General features: G+C 65.2%; 22 protein-coding genes and 1 pseudogene. 14 read left to right on the forward strand and 9 right to left on the reverse strand.

Going from position 1 to position 23033, the window contains the following annotated elements:
• Positions 1–80 precede the first annotated feature (80 nt).
• The 6 genes and pseudogenes from AC24R4_RS16445 to AC24R4_RS16470 all read right to left on the reverse strand — a co-directional run bounded on the left by AC24R4_RS16445 (position 81) and on the right by AC24R4_RS16470 (position 5540).
• Complete coding sequence (locus AC24R4_RS16445) at positions 81–698, reverse strand: glutathione peroxidase (protein ID WP_487523963.1); 618 nt, start codon at positions 696–698, stop codon at positions 81–83.
• A 142-nt stretch (positions 699–840) separates the two neighbouring features.
• Entirely contained in the window at positions 841–2331 is a 1491-nt protein-coding gene (locus AC24R4_RS16450; protein WP_400396347.1) for an MDR family MFS transporter, read from the reverse strand.
• A gap of 319 nt (positions 2332–2650) precedes the next feature.
• On the reverse strand, positions 2651–3091 hold the full coding sequence (locus tag AC24R4_RS16455) for a CBS domain-containing protein (protein WP_400396345.1): 441 nt from the start codon (positions 3089–3091) through the stop codon (positions 2651–2653).
• Between the two features lie 187 nt (positions 3092–3278).
• Positions 3279–3974 (reverse strand): DEAD/DEAH box helicase, encoded by a 696-nt coding sequence (locus AC24R4_RS16460; RefSeq protein WP_487523359.1) that lies wholly within the window; start codon positions 3972–3974, stop codon positions 3279–3281.
• 295 nt (positions 3975–4269) lie between these two features.
• Positions 4270–5097: pseudogene (locus AC24R4_RS16465) on the reverse strand (DUF72 domain-containing protein); the annotation flags it as partial.
• Between the two features lie 110 nt (positions 5098–5207).
• Positions 5208–5540 (reverse strand): nucleotide pyrophosphohydrolase, encoded by a 333-nt coding sequence (locus tag AC24R4_RS16470; RefSeq protein ID WP_153946211.1) that lies wholly within the window; start codon positions 5538–5540, stop codon positions 5208–5210.
• 126 nt (positions 5541–5666) lie between these two features.
• Here AC24R4_RS16470 and AC24R4_RS16475 point away from each other — a divergent pair, with 126 nt between their 5' ends.
• Positions 5667–6326 (forward strand): methyltransferase family protein, encoded by a 660-nt coding sequence (locus AC24R4_RS16475; RefSeq protein WP_487523360.1) that lies wholly within the window; start codon positions 5667–5669, stop codon positions 6324–6326.
• A 54-nt stretch (positions 6327–6380) separates the two neighbouring features.
• On the opposite strand, the gene gyrB is transcribed toward AC24R4_RS16475, so the two are convergent.
• From gyrB to dnaA, 3 genes are all read right to left on the reverse strand, one after another.
• Complete coding sequence (gyrB, locus tag AC24R4_RS16480; RefSeq protein WP_400395002.1) at positions 6381–8906, reverse strand: DNA topoisomerase (ATP-hydrolyzing) subunit B; 2526 nt, start codon at positions 8904–8906, stop codon at positions 6381–6383.
• A 184-nt stretch (positions 8907–9090) separates the two neighbouring features.
• A complete protein-coding gene (gene dnaN, locus AC24R4_RS16485) occupies positions 9091–10206 on the reverse strand; it encodes a DNA polymerase III subunit beta (protein WP_092600480.1) in 1116 nt (371 codons plus the stop codon).
• 330 nt (positions 10207–10536) lie between these two features.
• A complete protein-coding gene (gene dnaA / locus AC24R4_RS16490; RefSeq protein ID WP_153946230.1) occupies positions 10537–12258 on the reverse strand; it encodes a chromosomal replication initiator protein DnaA in 1722 nt (573 codons plus the stop codon).
• An 862-nt stretch (positions 12259–13120) separates the two neighbouring features.
• Between dnaA and rpmH the strand changes: the two genes are divergently transcribed.
• The 13 genes from rpmH (at position 13121) to AC24R4_RS16555 (ending at position 23024) form a co-directional block, all read left to right on the forward strand.
• Complete coding sequence (gene rpmH, locus AC24R4_RS16495) at positions 13121–13255, forward strand: 50S ribosomal protein L34 (protein WP_008650850.1); 135 nt, start codon at positions 13121–13123, stop codon at positions 13253–13255.
• A gap of 142 nt (positions 13256–13397) precedes the next feature.
• Positions 13398–13844: a ribonuclease P protein component gene (gene rnpA / locus AC24R4_RS16500; protein ID WP_400395188.1), complete on the forward strand. Its 447-nt coding sequence runs from the start codon at positions 13398–13400 to the stop codon at positions 13842–13844.
• An 8-nt stretch (positions 13845–13852) separates the two neighbouring features.
• Positions 13853–14152 carry a membrane protein insertion efficiency factor YidD gene (gene yidD, locus AC24R4_RS16505; RefSeq protein WP_153946232.1) on the forward strand — a complete coding sequence of 100 codons (300 nt, stop codon included), beginning with the start codon at positions 13853–13855 and terminating at the stop codon, positions 14150–14152.
• 22 nt (positions 14153–14174) lie between these two features.
• Entirely contained in the window at positions 14175–15851 is a 1677-nt protein-coding gene (gene yidC / locus AC24R4_RS16510) for a membrane protein insertase YidC (protein WP_400395190.1), read from the forward strand.
• A 126-nt stretch (positions 15852–15977) separates the two neighbouring features.
• The gene (gene tam, locus AC24R4_RS16515) at positions 15978–16748 is read left to right on the forward strand and encodes a trans-aconitate 2-methyltransferase (RefSeq protein ID WP_400395193.1); all 771 of its coding nucleotides are present in this window, start codon (positions 15978–15980) and stop codon (positions 16746–16748) included.
• 94 nt (positions 16749–16842) lie between these two features.
• Entirely contained in the window at positions 16843–17616 is a 774-nt protein-coding gene (locus tag AC24R4_RS16520) for a CHAD domain-containing protein (protein WP_487523361.1), read from the forward strand.
• A gap of 46 nt (positions 17617–17662) precedes the next feature.
• Positions 17663–19090, forward strand: a complete 1428-nt coding sequence (gene mnmE, locus AC24R4_RS16525; RefSeq protein ID WP_400396628.1) for a tRNA uridine-5-carboxymethylaminomethyl(34) synthesis GTPase MnmE — start codon at positions 17663–17665, stop codon at positions 19088–19090.
• A 159-nt stretch (positions 19091–19249) separates the two neighbouring features.
• Positions 19250–19936, forward strand: a complete 687-nt coding sequence (locus tag AC24R4_RS16530; RefSeq protein WP_487523362.1) for a DUF433 domain-containing protein — start codon at positions 19250–19252, stop codon at positions 19934–19936.
• Positions 19933–20337, forward strand: a complete 405-nt coding sequence (locus tag AC24R4_RS16535; RefSeq protein WP_487523363.1) for a PIN-like domain-containing protein — start codon at positions 19933–19935, stop codon at positions 20335–20337. The genes AC24R4_RS16530 and AC24R4_RS16535 overlap by 4 nt, the downstream gene beginning before the upstream one ends.
• 48 nt (positions 20338–20385) lie before the next feature.
• Positions 20386–20865: a hypothetical protein gene (locus AC24R4_RS16540; RefSeq protein WP_487523364.1), complete on the forward strand. Its 480-nt coding sequence runs from the start codon at positions 20386–20388 to the stop codon at positions 20863–20865.
• 101 nt (positions 20866–20966) lie between these two features.
• Positions 20967–21554 (forward strand): TetR/AcrR family transcriptional regulator, encoded by a 588-nt coding sequence (locus AC24R4_RS16545; RefSeq protein ID WP_400397385.1) that lies wholly within the window; start codon positions 20967–20969, stop codon positions 21552–21554.
• Positions 21555–21650: 96 nt separating this feature from the next.
• Positions 21651–22211 (forward strand): OB-fold protein, encoded by a 561-nt coding sequence (locus AC24R4_RS16550; protein WP_400397388.1) that lies wholly within the window; start codon positions 21651–21653, stop codon positions 22209–22211.
• A gap of 231 nt (positions 22212–22442) precedes the next feature.
• On the forward strand, positions 22443–23024 hold the full coding sequence (locus AC24R4_RS16555) for an Sbal_3080 family lipoprotein (RefSeq protein ID WP_400396190.1): 582 nt from the start codon (positions 22443–22445) through the stop codon (positions 23022–23024).
• Positions 23025–23033: the final 9 nt, after the last annotated feature.

Genomic DNA, 23033 nt, shown 5'->3' on the forward strand with positions numbered 1-23033 from the left:
GCAGTGTTTTCAATTGATGTGAATCAAAAATCATGGAAAGCGGGCCGAAAAAGCCGGACGGGCGCCGGCTGCGGGGCCATTCAGCGCGTGGACAGCAATTCTTCGATCTTGGCCACGAACTGCTTGTCGTCGGGCTTGACCATGCTGTTGTAGCTGCCCACGACCTGGCCCTTGCGGTCGATCAGGTATTTGTAGAAATTCCACTTCGGCGCGGTGCCGGTTTCCTTGGTCAGCAACACGTACATCGGGTTGGCTTCGCCGCCGCGCACGTGGGACTTGCCGAGCATCGGGAACTTGACGCCGTAGGTGTTGTAGCAGAAGTCCGAAATTTCCTTGGCCGAACCGGGCTCCTGCGAGAAGTCGTTCGACGGGAAGCCCAGTACCACCAGGCCGCGCTCGCGGTACTTGGCGTAAAGCGCCTCCAGGCCTTCGTATTGCGGCGTGAAGCCGCAATAGCTGGCCGTATTGACCACCAGCACGACCTTGCCGGCGTACTGGCACAGGTTCTGGGGCGATTCGTCCTGCAGCCGCGGGAAACGGAAATTCAGCGACGCCGGGCAGTTACCGGCCGGCTGTGCCGACACCGTGGCAGACTTGTCTGCCGCGCGGGCAGGGTGCGGCAGCATGGCGGCCGCGGCGGCCAGGCCCAACGCGCCCAGCAGGGCGGTGCGCTGGAAGTGTTGCCGCATCCGGTCCATGTGGACTGCAGTTGCCAGGGTGCGTTCGCGAGACATGGGTACGGGCTCCGGTTTCCTGTAGTGCAGCAAAGTCTACGCCCTCGGGCGATTCGCGTCATGACGCGGGGCGGCAGCGGCAGGCGCCCCCGGCCCCGGACGACCTTCAATCCATATGAATCTTGGCCGCGTGTTCGGTCACGCTGCTGCGCAGTTCCAGGTCCGGCATGCGTCGCACGATGACCAGCGCGATGATGGCCGCGACCGCGCCCGCCGCGAAGATCATGTGAAAGCCCGCTTCCACGCCGCCCGCCAGCACCTGATGCACGGCCGGCGACAGATGGGCCATCGCCTCGCTGCCATGGCGCAGCGAGCCCAGGTCCAGCGCCTGGTTCACGCCCGAGCGCGCCAGCGCGTCGCGGAATTCCATCGCCAGCAGCGTGCCGGCCAGTGCGCCGCCCAGGGCACTGCCCAGCGAGCGGATCACCAGCAGCGCGCCGGTGCCGGCGCCCATGTCGCGGCGCTCCAGCGCGTTCTGCACCGAAATCAGCGTGCCCACCATCGACATGCCCAGGCCGATGCCGGCAATCGTCATCGCCGCCAGTACCAGCGTCGTGGGCACGGCGGCCGTGACCGTGGCCAGCGACACCAGCCCCACGGCGGCGGCCACGTAGCCGCCGGTCAGGATCTCGCGCATGCGTCCCAGGCGAGGCGCCAGCCACGCCACCACGAAGTTGCCGGCCACCGTGGACAGCAGGAACGGCACCACCAGCAGGCCCGACGTCGAGGCATCGGCATCACGCACCAGCTGGAAGTGCAGCGGCAGCGCGAAGATGCACAGGAAGATGTTGAGCGCAGCCAGCGACGAGGCGCCCACGCCCATCACATAGGCGCGGTTGGCGAACAGGCGCGGCGGCAGCATCGGATCGGCGGCGCGCCGTTCCTGCCAGGCCAGCAGCGCCACGGCCACCAGCGTCAGCAGAAGCAGGCCGCCCATTTCCAGCGAGATCCAGTCGAAGGCTTCGCCCGCCCAGCTCATCGCCAGCAGAAAGGCGACGATGGCGACCGCCAGCAGGCTGGCGCCCAGCCAGTCCACCTGCGGCCGGCCGCCCCGGGCACGCAGGTGCGCCAGACCGCGATAGCACATGGCCATCGCCAGCAGGCCCAGCGGCACGTTGATCCAGAACAGCCAGCGCCACGACATGTGGTCGGACACCCAGCCGCCCACCAGCGGCCCCGCAATCGAGGAGACCGCCCACACCGTCGCCAGGTAGCCCTGGTAGCGGCCGCGCTGGCGCGGCGCCACCACATCGGCGATGGCCGCCTGGGCCAGCGACATCAGCCCGCCGCCGCCCACGCCCTGCAGCGCGCGGAACAGGATCAGCTGCGTCAGCGACTGCGCCAGCGCGCAGGCCACCGATGCGGCGATAAATAGCGAAATCGCCAGCATCAGCAGGCGCCGGCGGCCGAAACTGTCCGACAGCTTGCCGTAGAGCGGCGTGGTGACCGTCGACACGATCAGATAGGCCGTGACGATCCACGACAGATGGCCGAAACCGTTCAGGTCGTTGGCGATGGCCGGCACGGCCGGAATGACCACGGTCTGGTCGAGCGCGGCGAGCAGGATACAGAGCACGATGCCGCCAATTACGCGCATGATCGCGGCGTGGTCGTGGGCATCGGGAGCGGCGTCCAGCGTGACGGACGGGGAAGGCGAGGGCGATGACATGCAATGGGATGCGGAGGGTGTGGGGGCGCCGATGGTGCTGCACAGATCACAAAAACGACAGGCCGCACGGCATCGACGCGGCCTTATTCAGTGACCGCATAATTATATGCATGCTTAGTATTTTTTCGCTCGAGCCGATTGCCCGCAAAAGGCGGCGATGGGACAAAAACCACAGGCCAAGCGACGCCCGGGCACGTTCGCCACGTGCCCGGGGTGAGACGGTTGGATTCGCCCGCGGTGGGGGCGGCTAGCGCGAGCCGCCCGTGATGTAGTGTTCCAGCTGTTCGATCGTGAAGCGTTGCTCGCTGATGATGTCGTTGACGAGGTCGCCGATCGACAACATCCCCATCAGCGTGTCGCCATCCATCACCGGCAGGTGACGCAGGCGATGCCTGGTCATCAGCGCCATGCAGTCGTCTGTGCTCTGATCGGCACGTACGTAAATCACGGCGGTGGTCATGATTTCCTTGACCAGCGTCTCGCGCGACGTGCGTTGCATCAGGATCACCTTGCGCGCGTAATCCCGTTCGCTCAGGATGCCGACGATCTTGTCGTGTTCCATTACCAGCAGTGCGCCGATGCCCTTGTCGGCCATCAGCTGCAGCGCCGCGTACACCGTCGCCGTGGGTGGAATACTGTAGATGGCGTGATTTGCCTTGTTTTCCAGAACCTGCCGTGCGGTCTTCATGTCACCGACTCCTTGTTGCCGTTTTGGAAACAGTCGCTGCCCAGACGCGATCGATCTGCGGTGCTGCGCAATAGCCCGCACCCCCCGGGGGCCTGGCCGCGTCTATCCAGATTAGCAAACGAAAGCGCCGCCTTACAGGGTGACTTTCACGAATCTTCGTCGGGCGGTGTTGGCATGGCGCGCGGCGTCAGACAGACGGCGGCTCGCCCATCCCCAGCCGGACGGCGCGCGGCTTGCGCTGCCATTGCCGTGCCAGACGGACGATGTCCGGCGGCGGATCGGCGTCGGGCGACGCATGGAACAGCAGCGTCTGCCGCGACTTCGGGCAACGGCTGGCCACGAAGGCGATGTCATCGGCAAACCCCATGTCGAGCATGGTGTCGGCGGCTTCGAAGATGACCGTGTTCACTGCCCGCAGATCCAGGCTCGCCGCATCGATATGGTCGAGCAGGCGTCCCGGGGTGCCCACAACGATATGCGCGCCGTGAATCAGGCTATCGATTTGTGCCCGGATCGGCATGCCGGTGCAGAGCAGCGCTACCTTGACCTGGCCGGCCACGCGCGCCAGCTGCCGGATGCGCCGCGCCACCATGTCGGCGCGATCGCGCGTGGGACACAGCACCAGCGCCTGCACGTCGAAGCGTTGCGGATCGAGCCGGTGGAGCAGGGCGATCGCCAGCGTGGTGGCCCTGCCGCCCTGGCGCGCCTGCACGATCAGGTCGTGCCCGGCCAGCGCCAGGGGCAGGGCGGCGGCCTGCAGCGGCGTCATCGAAACGTGGCCCGATTGCGCCAGCGCGTCGAGCCACATCGGTTCCAGCGGCAGCACCGAAAAGGGTTCGCGCCGAAGCGCAATCACCGGGGATGGGGGCCGGCTGGCACGCATGGCCTTACGCGGCGGCGCGGGTGGCGGCTTTCCTGGCAGCGGCTTTCTTCGCGGGCGCCTTCCTTGCCGGCGGCGTGGGCGCGGCTGGCTTGGTGGCGGCCTTCTTCGTTGCGGGCTTCTTCGTCGCCGTCTTCGTTGCCGCCTGCTTTGCAGCGGCCTTCCTTGCCGGAGTGTTCTCTCCGGAGGACTTCTTTGCGGTGGCCGTTGTTGCGCGGGCCTTTGTTGCCGGGGCCTCCGCCGATCCCCCGACGGCAGCCGGCTTCGACACCGCAACCTTCACCGGGACCTCCTCGGTCGGTGTCCAGCCCAGCCGTTCGAGCAGCGCGCCGGCCGCAGACGGCGCCCGCTCCTTCGCACCGTTGATGAAGAACAGGTAGACCGTCTTCGGCTTGAGCTTCGCGCCCGGTTTGTCTTCCACCGCCGGCAGGTCGTCGGGCGCCTTGCCTTCGGCCCAGCTTGCGACGCGCCCGGCCCACTGGTCCAGGTCCTTCGGCGCGTAGCCGGTCGCCAGCTTCTCCTGGGCATTCATCAGGCGCGCGTAGACAAAGTCGGCGGTCAGATCGGCAAATGACGGAAATTTTGGAGAATCGGTGAATACCGTGGCCGCCTTGAACTTGCGTGCCAGCTTCAGGTATTCGTCGCACATGAAGCTGGCGTGGCGCACCTCCAGCACGTGGCGCAGCGGCACGCCTTCCACGGCATCCGGCAACAGGTTCAGGAAGGCCTCGAAGTCATCGGGCACGAACTGCTTGGTCGGTGCGAACTGCCAGACGACAGGGCCAAGCTTGTGGCGCAACTCGGCGATGCCGCTGTCGATAAAGCGATGAATCGAATCGGCGCCCTCGGCCAGAATGCGCCGGTTGGTGGCGAAGCGCGACGCCTTGACGGCGAACACGAAGTCATCGGGCGTGGCATCGCGCCAGTTGGCAAACGACGCGCGCTTCTGCGTGCCGTGATAGGTGCTGTTGATCTCGATCGCGGTCAGGTGGCGGCTCGCATATTCCAGCTCGCGGGCCTGCGGCAGGCCCGCCGGATAGAAATTGTCGCGCCACGGCGCGAAATTCCAGCCGCCGATACCAATGTGGACATTGCCAAATGACTTGCCTTGCTTGCGCACTGCCATGGCGCCATCTCCGCGAAAGACGATGGACCAAGTCTAGCCGCATTTGCCGCACGCGGCTGTCAGGATGCGGACACGTGATTCGCGCGCGGCATGCTGTTTCGCGCCCTGGCCTACTTTCCCTCGTCCGGCGCCGGATACTTGCGCGCGTTCATCTCCATCTTGGCGCGCACCGCCGCATCGAGGTCGACGCCCAACGCCGTCACCAATTGCGTCAGGTAGATCGTGATATCGGCCAGTTCCTGCTCGACGTGTGCACGCTCGGTCGTCGACATGATGCCGCGCGACTCTTCCTCGGTTTGCCACTGGAAGATTTCCACCAGCTCGGCCACTTCCACACTGAGCGCCATCGCCAGGTTCTTCGGGCTGTGATACTTGCCCCAGCCCCGCGCCTCGCCGAAGGCGAGCGCCGCTTGCTGGAGGTTGCTGAGGTCGATAAGAGCCATGGTCTGCCTGGTGCGAATTCGGGATCAGGCGGCATTGTCCCATTGATCGTGGACGATTTACGGCTCGACAGCGCGATGCCGGCAGGCATACCCTGCCAGACTCATCCCACCGCAGACGGAGGCCACATGCGACCTTCCCCCCGCCTGGTGTTCTTCACCCTGACCGGTTCACTCGCGTATCTGGCGCTGCCCATCGCCGGATGGGGCGGCGTCGCCGCCTGCTTCGCCAACCCCGTCCGGACCGCCGCTGTCGTCGGCACCCTGGCCATGGCCGTTATCGCCATCTTCTCCGGCGGGAATATCAGTACCGGCGAGCGCGAAGATCGCAGCAACCGTTGGGTGCTGATGGCGTTCGGCGTCCTCGGACTGCTGACAGGCTATGTACCGGCACTGTCCGATCGGCTCAACTTCTGGACAATCGGCGACGAAGCGGTGCGCTGGATCGGCCTGGCGCTGTTTGCCGGCGGCGGCACGCTGCGGCTCTGGCCCGTATTCGTCCTCGGCAAACGGTTCAGCGGACTGGTTGCCATCCAGCCCGGCCACACCCTGGTGACCACAGGCATCTACGGCGTGATCCGGAATCCCAGCTACCTGGGGCTCATGATCGGTTCGCTAGGGTGGGTACTGGTGTTCCGATCGCTGATCGGTGTGATGCTGACTGCGCTGATGTTATGGCCGCTGATCGCGCGGATCCGGGCCGAAGAGGCCCTGCTGCGCGAGACATTCGGAGACGAATATGCGCGCTATTGCGCGCGGACATGGCGGATGGTGCCGGGGGTGTGGTGAAAGCGCCAAAAAAAATCCCGGCCTGAGCCGGGATTCCTGAGCGTTTGCAACCCATCAAACGTCGATATTACGCGCCACCAGCGCGTTGCTCTCGATGAAGTTGCGGCGCGGTTCCACTTCGTCGCCCATCAGCGTCGTAAAGATCTGGTCCGCCGCGATGGCGTCTTCGATCTGTACCTTCAGCAGGCGGCGTTGCGTCACGTCGAGCGTGGTTTCGAACAGCTGCTCGGGGTTCATTTCACCCAGGCCCTTGTAGCGCTGACGCGAAACGCCGCGCTCGGCTTCGCTGAGCAGCCACTGCATGGCCTGGTGGAAATCCGCCACGGTCTGCTCGCGCTGCTTTTCGCCTTCGCCGCGCTTGACCTTGGTGCCGTCCGGAATCAGGCCCTGGAACGTGGTGGCCGCGCGCGACAGGGCCGCGTAGTCGGCGCCATGCACGAAGTCCGCATCCAGGTGCGACAGGCGCACATTGCCATGGTGGCGGCGGGCGATCATCAGGCGATGCTTGTCGGTCTTTTCGTCGAATTGCGCGTAGACGTCGGCCGTGCCGTCATCGTTCACGGCGGCACCGATCAGCGTCTTGGCGTGCATCTCGGCAAGCTTGGCCTTCAGCGCCACGGCCGAGGCCTCGGCGGCTGCGGCGCTGTCGAGGTCCAGCGACACGCCGTCGGCGATCGCCCGCAGTGCCTCGGCATCGACGATGCGCGACAGGCGGCCGATCACGCCTTCGGCCAGCTGGTACTGGCGGGCCAGTTCGCTCAGCGCATCGCCATTGATCTCGCTGCCGTCCGGACGCACCAGGCCCGCCTTTTCCATCGCAAGCTTCAGCATGTACGCGTTCAGCTCGGTGTCGTCCTTGATGTAGCGTTCTTCCTTGCCGTGCTTGATCTTGTACAGCGGCGGCTGCGCGATATAGACGTAGCCACGCTCGATGATGTCCGGCATCTGGCGATAGAAGAACGTCAGCAGCAGCGTGCGGATGTGCGAGCCGTCCACGTCCGCATCGGTCATGATGATGATGCGGTGGTAGCGCAGCTTTTCGAGGTTGTAGTCGTCCTTGCCGATGCCCGTGCCCAGCGCCGTGATCAGCGTCAGCACTTCCTGGCTGGACAGCATCTTGTCGAAGCGCGCACGCTCCACGTTCAGGATCTTGCCCTTGAGCGGCAGGATCGCCTGGAACTTGCGGTCGCGGCCCTGCTTGGCCGAGCCGCCTGCGGAGTCACCCTCCACCAGGAACAGTTCGGACTGGGCCGGATCCTTCTCCTGGCAGTCGGCCAGCTTGCCGGGCAGCCCCATGCCGTCCATCACACCCTTGCGGCGCGTCATTTCGCGGGCCTTGCGGGCGGCCTCGCGCGCGCGGGCGGCATCCACGATCTTGCCGCAGATGATCTTGGCGTCGTTCGGCGTTTCCAGCAGGAAGTCCGTCAGCGCCTTGCCGACCAGATCTTCCACGGGCAGGCGCACCTCGGACGAGACGAGCTTGTCCTTGGTCTGCGAGCTGAACTTCGGCTCGGGCACCTTCACCGACAGCACGCACGCCAGGCCTTCGCGCATGTCGTCGCCGCTGGTTTCGATCTTGGCCTTCTTGGCGATCTCGTTTTCTTCGATGTACTTGTTGATGACACGCGTCATCGCCGCCCGCAGGCCGGTCAGGTGGGTACCGCCGTCGCGCTGCGGAATGTTGTTCGTGAAGCAGAGCACCTGCTCGTTGTAGCCGTCGTTCCACTGCATGGCCACTTCCACGGCAATGCCGTCCTTCTCGGCGTTCGCGTAGAAGATGTTCGGATGCAGCGTGGTCTTGGCGCGGTTGATGTACTCCACGAAGCCCTTCACGCCACCCGAGAAGGCAAAATCCTCTTCCTTGCCCGTGCGCTGGTCCAGCAGCTTGATATGGACGCCGTTGTTCAGGAACGAGAGTTCGCGGATGCGCTTGGACAGCACTTCGTAGTGGAACTCGACGTTCGTGAAGATTTCCTCGTCGGCCAGGAAGTGCACTTCGGTGCCGCGCTTGTCGGTGGCGCCCACGATCTTCATCGGCGAGACTTCCACGGGCTGGCCATCCGGGCCGGCCACGGTCTCGATGATGCGGTTCTGCACCTCGCCCTTGGCGAATTCGATCAGGTTGACCTGGCCATCGCGGCGCACCGTCAGGCGCAGCCACTTCGACAGCGCGTTCACGCACGACACGCCCACGCCGTGCAGGCCGCCAGACACCTTGTAGCTGTTCTGGTTGAACTTGCCGCCGGCATGCAGCTCGGTCATGGCGATCTCGGCGGCGCTGCGCTTCGGCTCGTGCTTGTCGTCGAACTTGACGGCAGGCGGAATGCCACGGCCGTTGTCGACGATCGAGATCGAGTTGTCGCTATGGATCGTGACCTGGATCTCGGTACAGTAGCCGGCCAGGGCCTCGTCGATCGAGTTGTCGAGCACCTCGAACACCAGGTGGTGCAGGCCGGTGCCGTCCGATGTATCGCCGATATACATGCCGGGACGCTTGCGCACCGCTTCCAGGCCTTCCAGGATCTGGATCGAAGAGGCGCCGTAAGTGTTTTCCTGCTGCGGTTTCTGCTGATCGGTCATGTTTTCCTACTCACGATACTCACGGCAAATGCGGAGAAATCCGAACCTGCGCCGGACGGCGACGGGTGCGGAACATCCGCATTCGCGGGTTACTTAAAAACGGCAAAAGGGGCGGATCCCGTGGACCCGGCCCCTGCTGCGGTGTGTGCCCGATTGTGTATGGATGGCGACTTGATGCTGGCCATCAAATGCGCATCGGCATCACGACGTACTTGAAGTTGTCGTCTTCCGGCACGGTAATCAGCGCACTCGAATTGGAGTCGCCGAGGCTGACCTGCACCTGCTCGCTCTTGAGATTGCCGAGCACGTCGAGCAGGTAAGTCACGTTAAAGCCGATATCGAGCGCGTCGCCCGAATAATCGAGTTCCAGTTCTTCCTGCGCCTCTTCCTGGTCTGCGTTGGTCGAGCTGATCTTCAGCACGTGCGTGTCGAGAATGCAGCGCACGCCCTTGAACTTGTCGGTCGTCAAGATGGCGGTACGCTGCAGCGCCTGTTGCAGCTGCACGCGGTCGATCGCGAACGCGTTCTTGTAGCCCTTCGGGATCACGCGCTGGAAGTCCGGGAACTTGCCCTCCACCAGCTTGCTGATCAGTTCCACGTTGGCAAACGAGAACTTGACCTGGTTGGCGGCCAGCTGCACCTGGACCGGATCGTCGTTGTCTTCCAGCAGGCGCTGCAGTTCCAGGATGGTCTTGCGCGGGATGATGACTTCCTGGCGCGAACCCACGCCAGTCGCCTCGTTTTCCAGTTCCACGCCGCAATACGCCAGGCGGTGGCCATCGGTGGCCACGGCCATGACCTTCTTGCCGTCCACCACCAGCAGCATGCCGTTCAGGTAGTAGCGGATATCCTGCTGGGCCATCGCGAAGTGCACCATCGCCAGCAGATGCTTGAACGTCTTCTGCGGCAGGCTCACGCTCGCATTGAATTCGGCGGCCTCGGCAACGGTCGGGAATTCTTCCGCGGCCAGCGTCTGCAGTGCAAAGCGGCTCTTGCCCGATTGCACGGTCATGCGCTTGTCGTTCAGCGACAGCGCCACGTCGCCGTCAGGCATCGCGCGCAGGATATCCAGCAGCTTGCGCGCGGCCACGGTGGTGGCCACGTCGTCGCTGCCCACGCCGCACTCGGCGTGCGTGGTGATCTGGATCTCGATGTCGGTCGAGAGGAAGGACACGTTCGAGCCGGACTTGCGAATCAGCAGGTTGGCCAGGATCGGGAGGGTGTGGCGGCGCTCCACGATGCCGCTCACGATTTGCAGCGGACGCAGCAGGTTGTCTCGCGAGGTTTTGACCAATTGCATTGAATTTATCCTTCGTCGTTTGTCGTCGGCGACCGCGGAATCAGGTAAAACTCCGATATCCAATTTCCACTTTGGAATCAAAGAGTTAATGCCGGATTGTACCAAGGATAAGCCGCTGCGGTGAAGCGGGGCGAATCCGGCGGGGCGCCGGGCTGTGCACAAAAAGCCACGCTCCGGGCGCCTACGTCCGCCAATTCGTCCCGACTCACCGCAAAGCCTTATCTGAGGCCGGTTTCCCGCGATGCAACAGTTGCTCTGGCGCCCGCTTGCCGCCGGACGCGCACCCAGTAGTATGCCAGCCCGGCAAGGCCGCCCTGCAATTCCCGCGAATCAGCCCTTGAGCGTCTGTTCCAGCACGTGCAGCTCGTGGTTCAGCTGCGCGTCCTTGCCACGCTCGTCGGCGATCTTGCGCACGGCATGCAGCACCGTGGTGTGGTCGCGTCCGCCGAACAGCTCGCCGATTTCCGGCAGGCTCTTCTGCGTCAGTTCCTTGGCCAGGTACATCGCGATCTGGCGCGGCCGCGCAATATTGGCCGGCCGCTTCTTCGAGTACATGTCCGCGACCTTGATGTTGTAGAAATCGGCGCAGGTCTTCTGGATGTTCTCCACCGAGATCTGTCGGTTCTGCACGGTCAGCAGGTCCTTGAGCGCCTCGCGCGTAACCTCGATCGTGATGTCCTTGCCATGGAAGTTCGAGAACGCCAGGATCTTGCGCAGCGCGCCTTCCAGTTCGCGCACGTTGGAGCGCAGGTGCTTGGCGACGAAGAACGCCACTTCTTCCGGCACGCTCACGTTCTCGGCGGCGGCCTTCTTCATCAGGATGGCCACGCGCATTTCCAGCTCGGGCGGCTCGATCGCCACGGTCAGGCCGGAGTCGAAGCGCGAGATCAGCCGGTCGTCGATGCCGGTGATTTCCTTCGGATACGTATCGCTGGTGATGATCACCTGCGCGCGGTTGGCGATCAGCGCCTCGAACGCGTAGAAGAATTCTTCCTGCGTGCGGTTCTTGCCCGAGAAAAACTGAATATCGTCGATCAGCAGCAGGTCGAGCGAGTGGTAATACCGCTTGAACTCGTCGAACGCCTTCCGCTGGTAGGCCTTCACCACGTCCGACACGTATTGTTCGGCATGGATATAGCGGATGCGCGCGCGCGGGTTCTCCATCAGCATGAAGTTGCCGATGGCATGGATCAGGTGGGTCTTGCCCAGGCCGACGCCGCCGTACAGATAGAGCGGGTTGTACGACTTGCCCGGGTTGTTGGCCACCTGGATGGCCGCGGCGCGGGCCAGCTGGTTGGCCTTGCCGGTCACGAAGTTGTCGAACGTCAGGATCGGGTTCAGGCGCGAACGCTCGTGCACCGTGTCGGTCGGCTGCGTGCCGGCCGCGGCCGGCTGCTGGGCCGGCACGCGATAGGAACGCGCGCTGGCTTCGGACGCATCCATCTGGGCCACGTCGATGTCGCCCATGTCCTGCATCGGCATATTGGAGGCCGCCTGCAGCGGATGCCCGGTCGGCGCGGCGCCGCGATGCGGCATGCCGCCAGGGCCGGCCGGGTACGGCACCTGGCCGGCCGGCGCGCCATAGCCGGGCTGGCCGCCGTTTGGCTGGCCGGCGTGCTCGTGATAGCCGCCCGCCTGGAGCGACTGCGGATGCGGCGCCGGCGCATGGCCATATGCCTGGCCCGGCATGCCGGCCGAGGCGCCGGGATAGGCGCCGCCGCCCGTACCCATTGCAGCGGACGTCATGCCATCGTGGCCGCCCTGCTGCATGGCCTGTTGCGTATAGGTGGCCGCACGGCCCGAGGCCGCGGGGTCCAGAACGAAGTGAACGCTAACCTGCGTTTCCCAGTATTCGCACGCAAGCGCGGTGATCCGCCCCGAAAACTGGCTCTTGACCCAGTCGAGCTTGAAGCGGTTGGGCGCGGCAATCCGCAGCGCATGCGCTTCCTCGTCGAAGGCGACGGGCGCCAACGGCTTGATCCAGGTTTTGAATTGTTGGGGCGTCAGTTCGCGCTCGAGTTGCGCGGCTGCTGCCTGCCAGAAATCTTGCATGTGTTCTTCTGAGTGACCGTGCCATCGTGCCGATGCCACGTCACGGGTGGACGCGGCGCTTGCGTTCCGGGCCCCTGCACATGCCTTGTGCGTCATGTCGCGACGGCGAAAGGCAATAGGCCGTCCACGGATGCAAGGCATCGAAACGGCAGCTTTATCGGGTATACATCGCGGTATACCGAGGCAGGCAGACCCGGGTTGCGCGTGCGCCACGCGGCCCGTGTAGTGTTTGGACCCGGATTGTACCCCCCGCCCCAAGTTATCCACAAAGGATAACCCTGTGGACAAGTTGTGAAAATTCAGTGGATTTGTGTGCACAACCGACGCGGAAGCCGCGCCAGACAAAGGCCTTCCGCACCCGATAATCCATCGGAAACAAGGACTTGACCCGCTGCGCTACCACCGATAGGTGACCGGGAATACCCACAGAGTTACCCACCGACCGTTGTGGACAATGAAGCACTGCGGTGAACAGGGGCCTGTACCGCACATGTCGCGCGCATGCCGGAAGTGGCCGTCCAGCGCCTTGACACTCGCGTCGAAAATCGGTTAAATGGCGGGTTCTGCGATGCGGCAGGGGATCACGTATGCGCATCGCCGGGTCTGGCCCGTACCGCCACATGTCAAACATGTGCGGCATCAGGCAAGCGGCCTGATCCCCGCCAGCGCCCCCGGCCCATACGGCCAAGGGCCAGCGGCGGCCGGCAGCAAGACAGAACCAGAATCGTCGGCATCGCCGCAGCAACCTCAACGGATACCGAGCGTCTGCATTGCGGCAGCCCCATGCGAACCATACGCGGCGGCCAAGGCGTCCCGGCAACGGCCGACGCCCGGAAAGCCCGGATCAACCAGAGAGTGCAACATGAAACGTACCTACCAACCTTCCGTTACCCGCCGCAAGCGTACCCATGGTTTCCGCGTGCGCATGAAGACCCGCGGCGGCCGTGCCGTGATCAACGCCCGCCGCGCCAAGGGCCGCAAGCGCCTGGCAATCTGAGGGCCGGGCGACCGGCCCGGATGGCAGGCAGCGTGACGGTTTGTCGTCCGCGTTGCATCCGTCGTCCGGTCCAGCGCCTCGCACTCAGGATGGCCAGGACCGCCGCCGCCGAAGCCCGGCTTGTCCGCTAGCTTTGACCAGCGTGTCGACCCATGCCTTTCCCAAAGCCGCGAGGCTGACAAAGACGGATGAATTTTCATCCGTTTTTGCTTTGCGGCCCCGGCGTCGCAGTACGCATTTCGTGCTGTACGTGCGGGCCAATGGCCAGCCTCAGGGCCGGCTGGGCATCGTCGTAGGCAAGAAGTTCGCGCCGCGTGCCGCGGAGCGCAACCTGGTGAAGCGCATGGTGCGGGAACTGTTTCGCAGCCGGCAGGACCAATTCGCGGGCCGCGATATCCTGTTGCGGCTGCAGGCAAGGTTTCCGCGTGCGGACTTTGCCAGCCGGTCGGCCATACGGCGCGCCTGCCAGGCCGAACTTGGCAGCTTGCTGGATGTGGCCGCCCGGCCGCTGCCACCTGCGCCAACCGTCCCGGCATCCGGCGAGCCGCCTGCGGCGGCCGCACCTGCCGCGCCACCCGCGCCTGCCTGATCATCATCATGAAGCGAATCCTGCTTGCCCTGCTGCGCGTCTACAAGATCGCCCTGAGTCCTTACCTGGGCTCGCAGTGCCGCTTCCTGCCAACGTGTTCCGACTATGCCCGCGACGCCATCATCAGCCATGGCCCCGCGCGTGGCACGTGGATGACCGCGTGCAGACTCTGCCGTTGCCATCCTTTCGCAAAGGGCGGGTATGATCCCGTGCCCGAGCCTGTAGTACACGGAAAGGCCTCAGCGGTGCCTCCCGCAGCCACCGCATCCGCCCGCCCGTCCATCACGGTCCGGCTTCCCAGACCCTGATTCCCCCAGACCATAGCGAGACATGGATATCAAACGCACCATCCTGTGGGTCATCTTCTCGATGTCCCTCGTGCTGCTCTACGACAACTGGCAGCGCGCCAACGGCCACGCGTCGATGTTCTTCCCGAGCGCCAACACGCAACAGCAGGCCGCCCCGGCCGCTGGCGCAAGCGGCGCCACGGCGCAGGGTGACGTGCCCAAGGCCAACGCCACCAGCGCGTCGGCCCCGGGCGCCGTGCCGGGCGCGCCGCAGGCGGCTGCCCAGCCCACGGGCGAGAAGGTCATCGTCACCACTGACGAAGTGCGTGCCGAGATCGACACCGCAGGCGGCATCCTGTCGCGCCTGGAACTGCTCAACGAGCACGAGAAGGACGGCAAGCCCGTTGTACTGTTCGAACGTGATGCACAGCGCACCTACCTGGCGCGTTCGGGCCTGATCGGCGGCGACCTGCCGAACCACACCACGGTGTTCACGGCCGCCCCGGGTGCCCGTTCGCTGGCACCGGGCCAGGACAAGCTCGACCTCGTGCTGACCGCCGAGAAGAGCGGCGTGAAGTTCGTGAAGACCTACACGTTCCGCAAGGGCAGCTACGTGGTCGACGCCCGCTTCGACGTGACGAACACCGGCACCGCGCCGGTTTCGCCGACGCTGTATCTGGAACTGGCACGTGACGGCACCAAGGTGGAACAGTCGCAGTTCTACAGCACGTTCACGGGCCCGGCCATCTACACGAACGCCGACAAGTACCACAAGATCACGTTCGACGACATCGCCAAGGGCAAGGCCTCCGTGCCGGCTGCCACCGACAACGGCTGGGTGGCGATGGTGCAGCACTACTTCGCGTCGGCCTGGATTCCGCAGAACGGCAAGCAGCACAGCTTCTACGCCGAGCAGATCGACCCGAACCTGTACCGCGTGGGTATCCAGCAGCCGCTGGGCCAGCTGGCGCCGGGCGCCACGGTGAGCACCGATGCCCGCCTGTTCGCCGGCCCGCAGGAAGAGCGCATGCTCGAGCAGATCACGCCGGGCCTGGAACTGGTGAAGGACTACGGCTGGCTGACCATCCTGGCCAAGCCGCTGTTCTGGCTGCTGGAAAAGCTGCACGGCTTCCTGAACAACTGGGGCTGGTCGATCATCGCGCTGACCGTGCTGATCAAGCTGGTGTTCTTCCCGCTGTCGGCTGCCAGCTACAAGTCGATGGGCAAGATGAAGGACCTGCAGCCGCGCATGACGGCCATCCGCGAACGCTACAAGGGCGATCCGCAGAAGATGAACCAGGAAATGATGGCGCTGTACCGCACCGAGAAGGTCAATCCGCTCGGCGGCTGCCTGCCCATCGTGATCCAGATCCCGGTGTTCATCGCGCTGTACTGGGTGCTGCTGTCGTCGGTGGAAATGCGCGGTGCGCCGTGGCTGGGCTGGATCCATGACCTGTCGGTGCCGGACCCGTTCTACATCCTGCCGATCGTGATGGCCGTGTCGATGTTCGTGCAGACCAAGCTGAACCCCACGCCGCCGGACCCCGTCCAGGCCAAGGTCATGATGATCATGCCGCTGGTGTTCTCGTTCATGTTCTTCTTCTTCCCGGCCGGCCTGGTGCTGTACTGGGTGGTGAACAACATCCTGTCGATCGCCCAGCAGTGGCAGATCAACCGCATGCTCGGCAAGGGCAAGACCGCGGCGGTGGCCAAGAGCTGATCCGGCGGTTGCAAACCCGACCCACGAAAAACCCGGCTGCCAGCCGGGTTTTTCTTTTTCCGCGTATGCTTCCAGTCTTATGTCTTATATAAGACTTGAGCCCGCAACAGAACAAGGGGATACGCCATGACGTGGTCGGCCAGCCAGTACGTGCAATTCGAGGATGAACGGACCCGCCCGGTGCGGGACCTGGTCGGGGCCATCCCCACCGCCAACGCCGCACGCGTGGTCGACATCGGCTGCGGGCCCGGCAACTCGACCGAGGTGCTGGCGGCCCGCTACGGCAGCGCCGAGGTCACCGGCCTGGACAGCGACGCCGACATGATCGCCGCCGCGCGCCAGCGGCTGCCAAACCTGCGCTTCGAGATCGCCGACGTCACGCAATGGGCCGATGGCGGCCCCTGGGACGTGATCCTGGCCAATGCGGTATTCCAGTGGGTGCCCGATCACGCCACGCTGTTTCCGTCGCTGGTCGGCAAGCTTGCGCCGGGCGGCAGCCTGGCCGTGCAGATGCCGGACAACCTCAACGAGCCGCCGCACCTGCTGATGCGCGAAACGGCGCTGAACGGCCCCTGGGCGCCCAAGCTGGCGGCCGCCGCCGATGCCCGCACCGCACTGGCATCGGAACGCTGGTATTACGAACAGCTGAAGCCGCACTGCTCGCGCGTGGATATCTGGCGCACGATCTACCAGCACCCGCTCAAGGGCGGGGCGGCCGCGGTTGTCGAATGGTTCAAGGGCAGCGGCCTGCGGCCCTTCCTGGCGCCGCTGGACGAGGCCGAGCGTGCCGAATACCTGCGGCAGTACGAAGCCGCGCTGGCCCAGGTGTTTCCCGCCATGCCCGACGGCACCGTGCTGCTGCCGTTCCCGCGCGTGTTCATCGTGGCGACGCGTTAGGAATCAGACGGCGGCGGACGGCGGCGGCGTGCGCCATCGCCTACACTAGACGGACGTTGCGCAGTAACTCTCTTTCCACTTCAGAGACATCGCAATGAGCCGTCAGCCTGTGCTGCACCGGAAAATGCGTCCCGCCGCCGCGTTCGTTGCCTTGGGCGAAGCGGGCCTGAGGGCCGTTCACGATCGTCTGGACGCACTGCAGCATCGCGACGAGGTCGAGGATGTTCACGCGCTGCGCGTCGCCGTACGTCATCTTCGTGCCGTGGCCTGGGCGTTCGGGCCCGTGCTGCAGGGCCAGGTAAAGGCCCGCTGGAAACAGGTGCTGCACGATGTCGCCGACGCCGCCGGCAATGTGCGCGACTGGGACGTCTTTATCGCCGAGACCCTGGCCCCGGCCCTGGTGAAGCAGCCGGAAGACGCCATGCTGGTGGCACTGATCGACACCGCCCAGGCCAGGCGCACGATCGCCCACGCCGAGATGATGACAAAACTGTCACGTTACCGGCAAGCCCCGCTCCCGACGTTGAAACGCGACCTGCTGCATCTGTCGGAACAGGATGCCAAGGGCAGGCTGGAGAATTTCGCACCCAAACGGATCCGCAAGGCGCGCGACAAGGTTCGGGAGCGGGCTCGCATCGCCCGGGACGGGAAGACCGAACACGTCCACAAGCTGCGCATCGGCAACAAGCGGCTGCGCTATGCGATCGAGGCGCTGTCGGACGTCTTGCCCGGCCGCTACCGCAAACGCCTGCGCAAGAAGCTGGTGGCGCGGCAGTCGGAACTTGGCGCCGTGATCGACGGTGCCGTGGCGCGGCGGCTGCTGTGCGAGTGCCTGTCCGTCGATCCCCCGGGCGACTCGCCGGCATGAGCCGCGGCCCATCCTGCCGGCTGGGCGATCTGCGACAATACCGCACATGACAGCAACCCAGCTTCCCATCGCCGCCATCGCCACCGCACCGGGCCGCGGCGGCATCGGCGTCGTGCGCGTATCCGGCCCCGATGTCGGCAGCGTCATGCGCGCCGTCTGCGGCCGCGCGCTGCAGCCGCGCCATGCCACCTACCTGCCGTTCCTGGACGGCCACGGCAAGGTCATCGACCACGGCCTGGCGCTGTACTTCCCGGCACCCAATTCCTACACCGGCGAGGAAGTGCTGGAACTGCAGGGCCACGGCGGACCCGTGGTGATGCAGATGCTGCTGGCGCGCTGCCTGGAGGCCGGCAAGGCCATCGGACTGCGCGTGGCCGAGCCCGGCGAATTCACGCGCCGCGCGTTCCTGAACGACAAACTCGACCTGGCGCAGGCCGAGGCCGTGGCCGACCTGATCGAAGCCAGCACCGAGGCCGCCGCCCGTTCGGCAGCACGCTCGATGGAGGGCGAGTTCTCGCGGGCCATCCACGCGCTGGTCGAACAGGTCATCCACCTGCGCATGCTGGTGGAAGCCACACTCGACTTCCCCGAGGAAGAAATCGACTTCCTGGAAGCGTCCGACGCACGCGGCCAGCTCACGCGCATTCGCGAAAGCCTGGCTGGCGTGCTCAAGCAGGCGCGGCAGGGGTCGCTGCTGCGTGAAGGGCTGTCGGTGGTGCTGGCCGGGCAGCCGAACGTCGGCAAGTCGTCGCTGCTCAATGCGCTCGCGGGCGCGGAGCTTGCCATCGTCACGCCGATCGCCGGCACCACGCGCGACCGCGTGCGCGAAACCATCCAGATCGACGGCATTCCGCTGCATATCATCGACACCGCCGGCCTGCGCGACGATGCCGCCGACGAGGTGGAACGCATTGGCATCGAACGCACCTGGGACGCCATCCGCCGCGCCGACATCGTGCTGCACCTGGTGGACGCGGCCGACTACCTGGAACACGGCATTTCGGAAATCGACGATCACATCGACGACCGTCTGAGCGGCCAGCTGCCGCCGGGATCGCCGATCGTGCGCGTGGTCAACAAGATCGACGTGGCGCCGGCGGCCGGCCAGATGGGCTTCGGCGGCAACCGCCCGCACGTGGTGGCCGCCAACGGCCCGAATCCCACCGAGATCTGGATCTCGGCACGCACCGGCGCCGGCATCGACCTGATGCGCCGCGAACTGCTGCGCCTGATCGGCTGGCAGTCGGGCAACGAAGGCACCTTCCTGGCCCGCGAACGCCACCTCACCGCGCTGCGCAACGCACAGTCACACCTGGACTGCGCCGTCGAACGCGCCGAGCAAAACGCCCAGGCCCTGGACCTCTTCGCCGAAGAACTCCGGCTCGCGCAGGACCACCTGAACAGCATCACCGGCGAGTTCACCAGCGACGATTTGCTGGGGACGATCTTTACGCGGTTCTGTATTGGGAAGTGAGCGCGGGGCAGTGGTCCAAGCCGTGGGCAGAACCTGCGCGATCACTGAGCGGGGTCAAGCAGGTATCCCGCGCAACGCCCGCTGCGCCATCGCCGATTTCGGTAGAATCGGCTTCGATCGAACTCAGGTCACAACGGCGCATTTCTACGGGGAGGATTTATGAAGCTGACAGGCATCGGCCTGTATACCTTTCCAGAAGCCGCCCGGCTGACGAGGATTCCCGTCCGCGATCTTCGCCGTTGGCTCGACGGCTACGCGTACCAGCACAAGCGAAGCCAGACAGCCGCCGCTGTCCCGCCGCTCTGGGATACAGAGCTTTCGCGCGCGGAACTCGATGGCATCAGTTTCCATGATCTCCTGGAGGTCCGTTTCGTAAAGGCATTCCGACAGCATGGCGTAAGCCTGCAGACAATCCGGGTGGCCAGTGTGCGTGCACGTGAATTGTTCGCAAGCGACTATCCATTCACGTCCCGGCAATTCAGGACGGATGGACGCACGATCTTTGCGTCCGCGATGCGCGAAACCGGCGAGACCGAACTGCTGGACCTGGTAAGGCAACAGTACGCATTCCGCAAGGTCATCGAGCCGTCGTTGTATCGGGGGATCGAGTTCGGTCCCGACGAATGTGCCGCACGCTGGTATCCGTCCCCGCGCAGCAAGGCCGTCGTTCTGGACCCGCAGATTGCCTTCGGCAAGCCGGTCGTGACCGACGGCGCCGTCAAAACCTCAGTCCTTCATGAAGCCTACCTCGCGGAAGGCGACAAGGGTCTTGTTGCCAAGCTCTACGACGTACCTGTTGCCGCCGTCGATGCAGCCATCGCCTTTGAGGAAGGGTTGGCATCGTGAAGTTCTTCGTCGACAACAATCTGCCTCCGGCCCTGGCAAAAGCACTTCACGCCCTGTCCGAGCCCCATGGACACTCGGCGGCTCATCTGAAGGACATGTTTCCACCCAACACTACCGACGAGGCGTGGATCGAAACGCTGTCCAGGCAAGGCGGCTGGTCGATCGTTACACACGACAAGCTCAACAAGGGCCTGGAACGGGAAGCTCTGCGCAGAGCGGGCTTGATCGTGTTTCTGCTGGACAGAGGATGGTCAAATCACACGTTCTGGGATAAGGCGCATAACCTGGTGCGGTGGTGGCCGCGGATCATCGATCAATCTGGCGGCATGCGAGGCGGGGCTGCCTTCAAGGTTCCTTACAATTTTTCCGGAAAAGGGCGGTTCGAACAGGTTGTCCTTTAAGACACGCTGGCCGCATACGTGTCCGTCATGCCTCCGCGACCCACCAACATGTCTCGCCCCCTCACCCCCGGCGAACAATCCCTCGCCCGCTCTGTCTTTGGCGATGCCATCGACTACGCCGTTGTCCGCATTCACCATCGCAACTTTGTCTTCTGGCAGGGTGCGAACTACATCATCACGCCCGATGGTCACATCTATCTGGGCCGCAAGCTGCGCGGGCTGACCGACATCAGTGCGGCGGGCCTGGCGATGCAGGGGCTGTTCATCCACGAGATGGCGCATGTGTGGCAGCACCAGCAGGGCATCAACGTACTGGTGCGCGGCGCGCTGGAGCAGGTGCGGCATTTCTGCGGCTTCAACCAGTACCGGTACCGGCTGGAATCGGGCAAGGCGCTCTCCCAGTACAAGCTGGAACAGCAGGGCGAGATCCTGCGGCATGTCTTTCTGGCCCGGCAGGGCCTGCCCACGCCGTACACCACCGCGCAGTACCTGGCCGCGCTGGGCAGTGGGGGGCCGACCATCGTGTGATGCGTCGATGGCATCGCGAGCGAAGGCAGCCTCCATGGCGTCGCGTTGACTTGCATGGCGATGTGGCGGACCATCGTCCCCATTGCCATCTGGAGTAGATCATGCCCCGCGTATCGAAAGCGGAAGCGGAGAAGAACCGCGCCATCATTGAGCAGGTGTCGTCGCGGCTGTTTCGCGAGCAGGGCTTCCACGGCATCAGCGTGGCAGACCTGATGGGCGCCGCCGGGCTCACGCATGGTGGCTTCTACGGCCATTTCGAATCGAAGGACGCGCTCGCGGCCATCGCCTGTACCCGGGCGTTCGAGGAATCCGAGGCGCGCTGGCGCAAGCGCGTCAACGAAGCGCCGGACCACGCCACGGCGCTGTCGTCGCTGATCGAGGCCTACCTTTCCACGCGCAACCGGAACAACGCGGGCACCGGCTGCGCGGTGGCGGCACTGGCCAATGATGTGGCCCGCGAGGGCGACGACAAGCCCGTGCGCGCCGCCTTCTACGAAGGGCTGGAGACGTTGATCGACATCCTGGCCGAGGTGCAGCCCGATGCCGATGCCGACACACGCCGCAGTGCGGCCCTGGCGCAGATGGCCACGCTGGCCGGCGCGTTGATCCTGTCGCGGGCCACGCAAGGCACGCCGCTTTCCAACGAGATTCTCGCCGCCACCCGCGCCCGGCTACTGGCGGAAGGCTGACGCGGCGCCGGGCGCGCTACACTGGCGGACCTCGCCGTGCCGCATTCCGGTCCGACGCCCCTGAAGCCCCCTGAAGTCCCCCCTGAAGCCCGCCCGATGTTGAGTCGCACCAGACAAATCCTGATCGCCGTTGTTGCTGTCGTCGTCCTTTTCCTGCTGTGGTTCGTTGGCAATGAGAAGCACGACACCGCGCCGCTTGCCTCCGTCTCCGCTCCCGACGAGCCCGCCAGCGTGCCGCGCGGCATTCCGCGCAACGGCACGCTCGACCCGATCAGCATCGATCCCAATCGCCCCGCCGATTTGCTGCCCCAGTACCAGGCAGACGGTCTGGCCGACGACTATCGCAGCGACGCCGCCGCGGCGGACGACCGCTATCGCGGCCGCTACTTCATCGTCGAAGGCGTAGCCAGTGGCGTGCGCCGCGACGGCGACAACCTGGTGCTGGAAATCCGTACCGACAACCCCGGCCAGGTGGTCCGCGCGGCGCTGCTGCGCCAGCAGATCTGCGGCCCGGGCACGCGCGCCTGCGAAGTCGAAGCCCGTGCCACGATGGTCCGGCGCGGCCAGAAGGTGGCCGTGGAATGCACGGGGGCGGGCCAGGGCGAAGGCGGCACGCCGTTGCTGTCCGAGTGCCTGCTCCGGGGCGGCGCGAACTGACGCAACGGCCCGGCCCTCCGCATCCGGGCGGGCGGTGCCCCACACATGATTTGCGAGGCACTTTTGCGATTTGCGGCATCTGTCGCCCGCTGTTCCCCGCATTGACTGCCCGCCGGCACGCCTACATTACGCAGGCATGCTGCCGGCAATGCGTCCCTGAACCGCCTCGGTCGAAGTCTGAAGCGGATCCGGACGGCCGGCACCCTCGCCGACGCGCATCCAGGATCCAAGATGAAGAGAGCAACGATAGCCGCCACGCTGGCCCTGCTGGCCACGGGCTGTTCCACCTACCAGAGCGTGACGCCGGTCGACCGCGCAGACCAGGTCGACCCGATCGCCGGCTACCAGAACGGTGCCTATGGTGGTCCGGCGCAGTTTCGCGTGGGCGGCAATCGCGTGGTGGGCGCCGATGGCGCGCTGTTCTGCGTGATTACCCACCAGGTCAATGGCAACGCGTATGTGGAAGATTTTGCCAATTCGCTGCGGGCGCGCAACTTCGAGGTGAAGATGCTGCCGCCGTATTCGTCGGTGGCGTCGTGCCCGATGACGGCCGTCTACACGGCCCAGCGCCAGACCTACATCACGCCGTTCCTGGTATCGGCCGATATCACCGTGTTCCGCAACGGCGAGCGCGTGGGCAAGGCCGTCTTCAATGCCAACCGCAGCGCGGGCGGCATCAACCTGAGCCACCTGATCCAGCCCGATGCGAAGATCGAGGAACTGGTCGACCGGCTGTTCCCGGGCCTGAAGCCCCAGCCGGCGCCGGCCCAGGCGTCGCCCGCCCCGGCACCGGCAGCGGCCCCCGCGGCCTGACGCCGAGGG

It is taken from the genome of Cupriavidus sp. CER-90 (assembly GCF_057652055.1).

What these genes read in the sequence shown, in the direction of transcription:
- AC24R4_RS16555 (WP_400396190.1), top strand. Translation starts at nt 22,443, where the DNA reads ATGAAGAGAGCAACGATAGCCGCCACGCTGGCCCTGCTGGCCACGGGC.
- AC24R4_RS16550 (WP_400397388.1), top strand. Translation starts at nt 21,651, where the DNA reads ATGTTGAGTCGCACCAGACAAATCCTGATCGCCGTTGTTGCTGTCGTC.
- yidC (WP_400395190.1), top strand. Translation starts at nt 14,175, where the DNA reads ATGGATATCAAACGCACCATCCTGTGGGTCATCTTCTCGATGTCCCTC.
- AC24R4_RS16460 (WP_487523359.1), bottom strand. Translation starts at nt 3,974, where the DNA reads ATGCGTGCCAGCCGGCCCCCATCCCCGGTGATTGCGCTTCGGCGCGAA.
- AC24R4_RS16475 (WP_487523360.1), top strand. Translation starts at nt 5,667, where the DNA reads ATGCGACCTTCCCCCCGCCTGGTGTTCTTCACCCTGACCGGTTCACTC.
- mnmE (WP_400396628.1), top strand. Translation starts at nt 17,663, where the DNA reads ATGACAGCAACCCAGCTTCCCATCGCCGCCATCGCCACCGCACCGGGC.
- AC24R4_RS16470 (WP_153946211.1), bottom strand. Translation starts at nt 5,540, where the DNA reads ATGGCTCTTATCGACCTCAGCAACCTCCAGCAAGCGGCGCTCGCCTTC.
- AC24R4_RS16540 (WP_487523364.1), top strand. Translation starts at nt 20,386, where the DNA reads ATGTCTCGCCCCCTCACCCCCGGCGAACAATCCCTCGCCCGCTCTGTC.
- tam (WP_400395193.1), top strand. Translation starts at nt 15,978, where the DNA reads ATGACGTGGTCGGCCAGCCAGTACGTGCAATTCGAGGATGAACGGACC.
- AC24R4_RS16520 (WP_487523361.1), top strand. Translation starts at nt 16,843, where the DNA reads ATGAGCCGTCAGCCTGTGCTGCACCGGAAAATGCGTCCCGCCGCCGCG.
- AC24R4_RS16530 (WP_487523362.1), top strand. Translation starts at nt 19,250, where the DNA reads ATGAAGCTGACAGGCATCGGCCTGTATACCTTTCCAGAAGCCGCCCGG.
- AC24R4_RS16445 (WP_487523963.1), bottom strand. Translation starts at nt 698, where the DNA reads ATGGACCGGATGCGGCAACACTTCCAGCGCACCGCCCTGCTGGGCGCG.
- AC24R4_RS16545 (WP_400397385.1), top strand. Translation starts at nt 20,967, where the DNA reads ATGCCCCGCGTATCGAAAGCGGAAGCGGAGAAGAACCGCGCCATCATT.
- rpmH (WP_008650850.1), top strand. Translation starts at nt 13,121, where the DNA reads ATGAAACGTACCTACCAACCTTCCGTTACCCGCCGCAAGCGTACCCAT.
- gyrB (WP_400395002.1), bottom strand. Translation starts at nt 8,906, where the DNA reads ATGACCGATCAGCAGAAACCGCAGCAGGAAAACACTTACGGCGCCTCT.
- dnaA (WP_153946230.1), bottom strand. Translation starts at nt 12,258, where the DNA reads ATGCAAGATTTCTGGCAGGCAGCAGCCGCGCAACTCGAGCGCGAACTG.
- dnaN (WP_092600480.1), bottom strand. Translation starts at nt 10,206, where the DNA reads ATGCAATTGGTCAAAACCTCGCGAGACAACCTGCTGCGTCCGCTGCAA.
- yidD (WP_153946232.1), top strand. Translation starts at nt 13,853, where the DNA reads ATGAAGCGAATCCTGCTTGCCCTGCTGCGCGTCTACAAGATCGCCCTG.
- AC24R4_RS16455 (WP_400396345.1), bottom strand. Translation starts at nt 3,091, where the DNA reads ATGAAGACCGCACGGCAGGTTCTGGAAAACAAGGCAAATCACGCCATC.
- AC24R4_RS16450 (WP_400396347.1), bottom strand. Translation starts at nt 2,331, where the DNA reads ATGCGCGTAATTGGCGGCATCGTGCTCTGTATCCTGCTCGCCGCGCTC.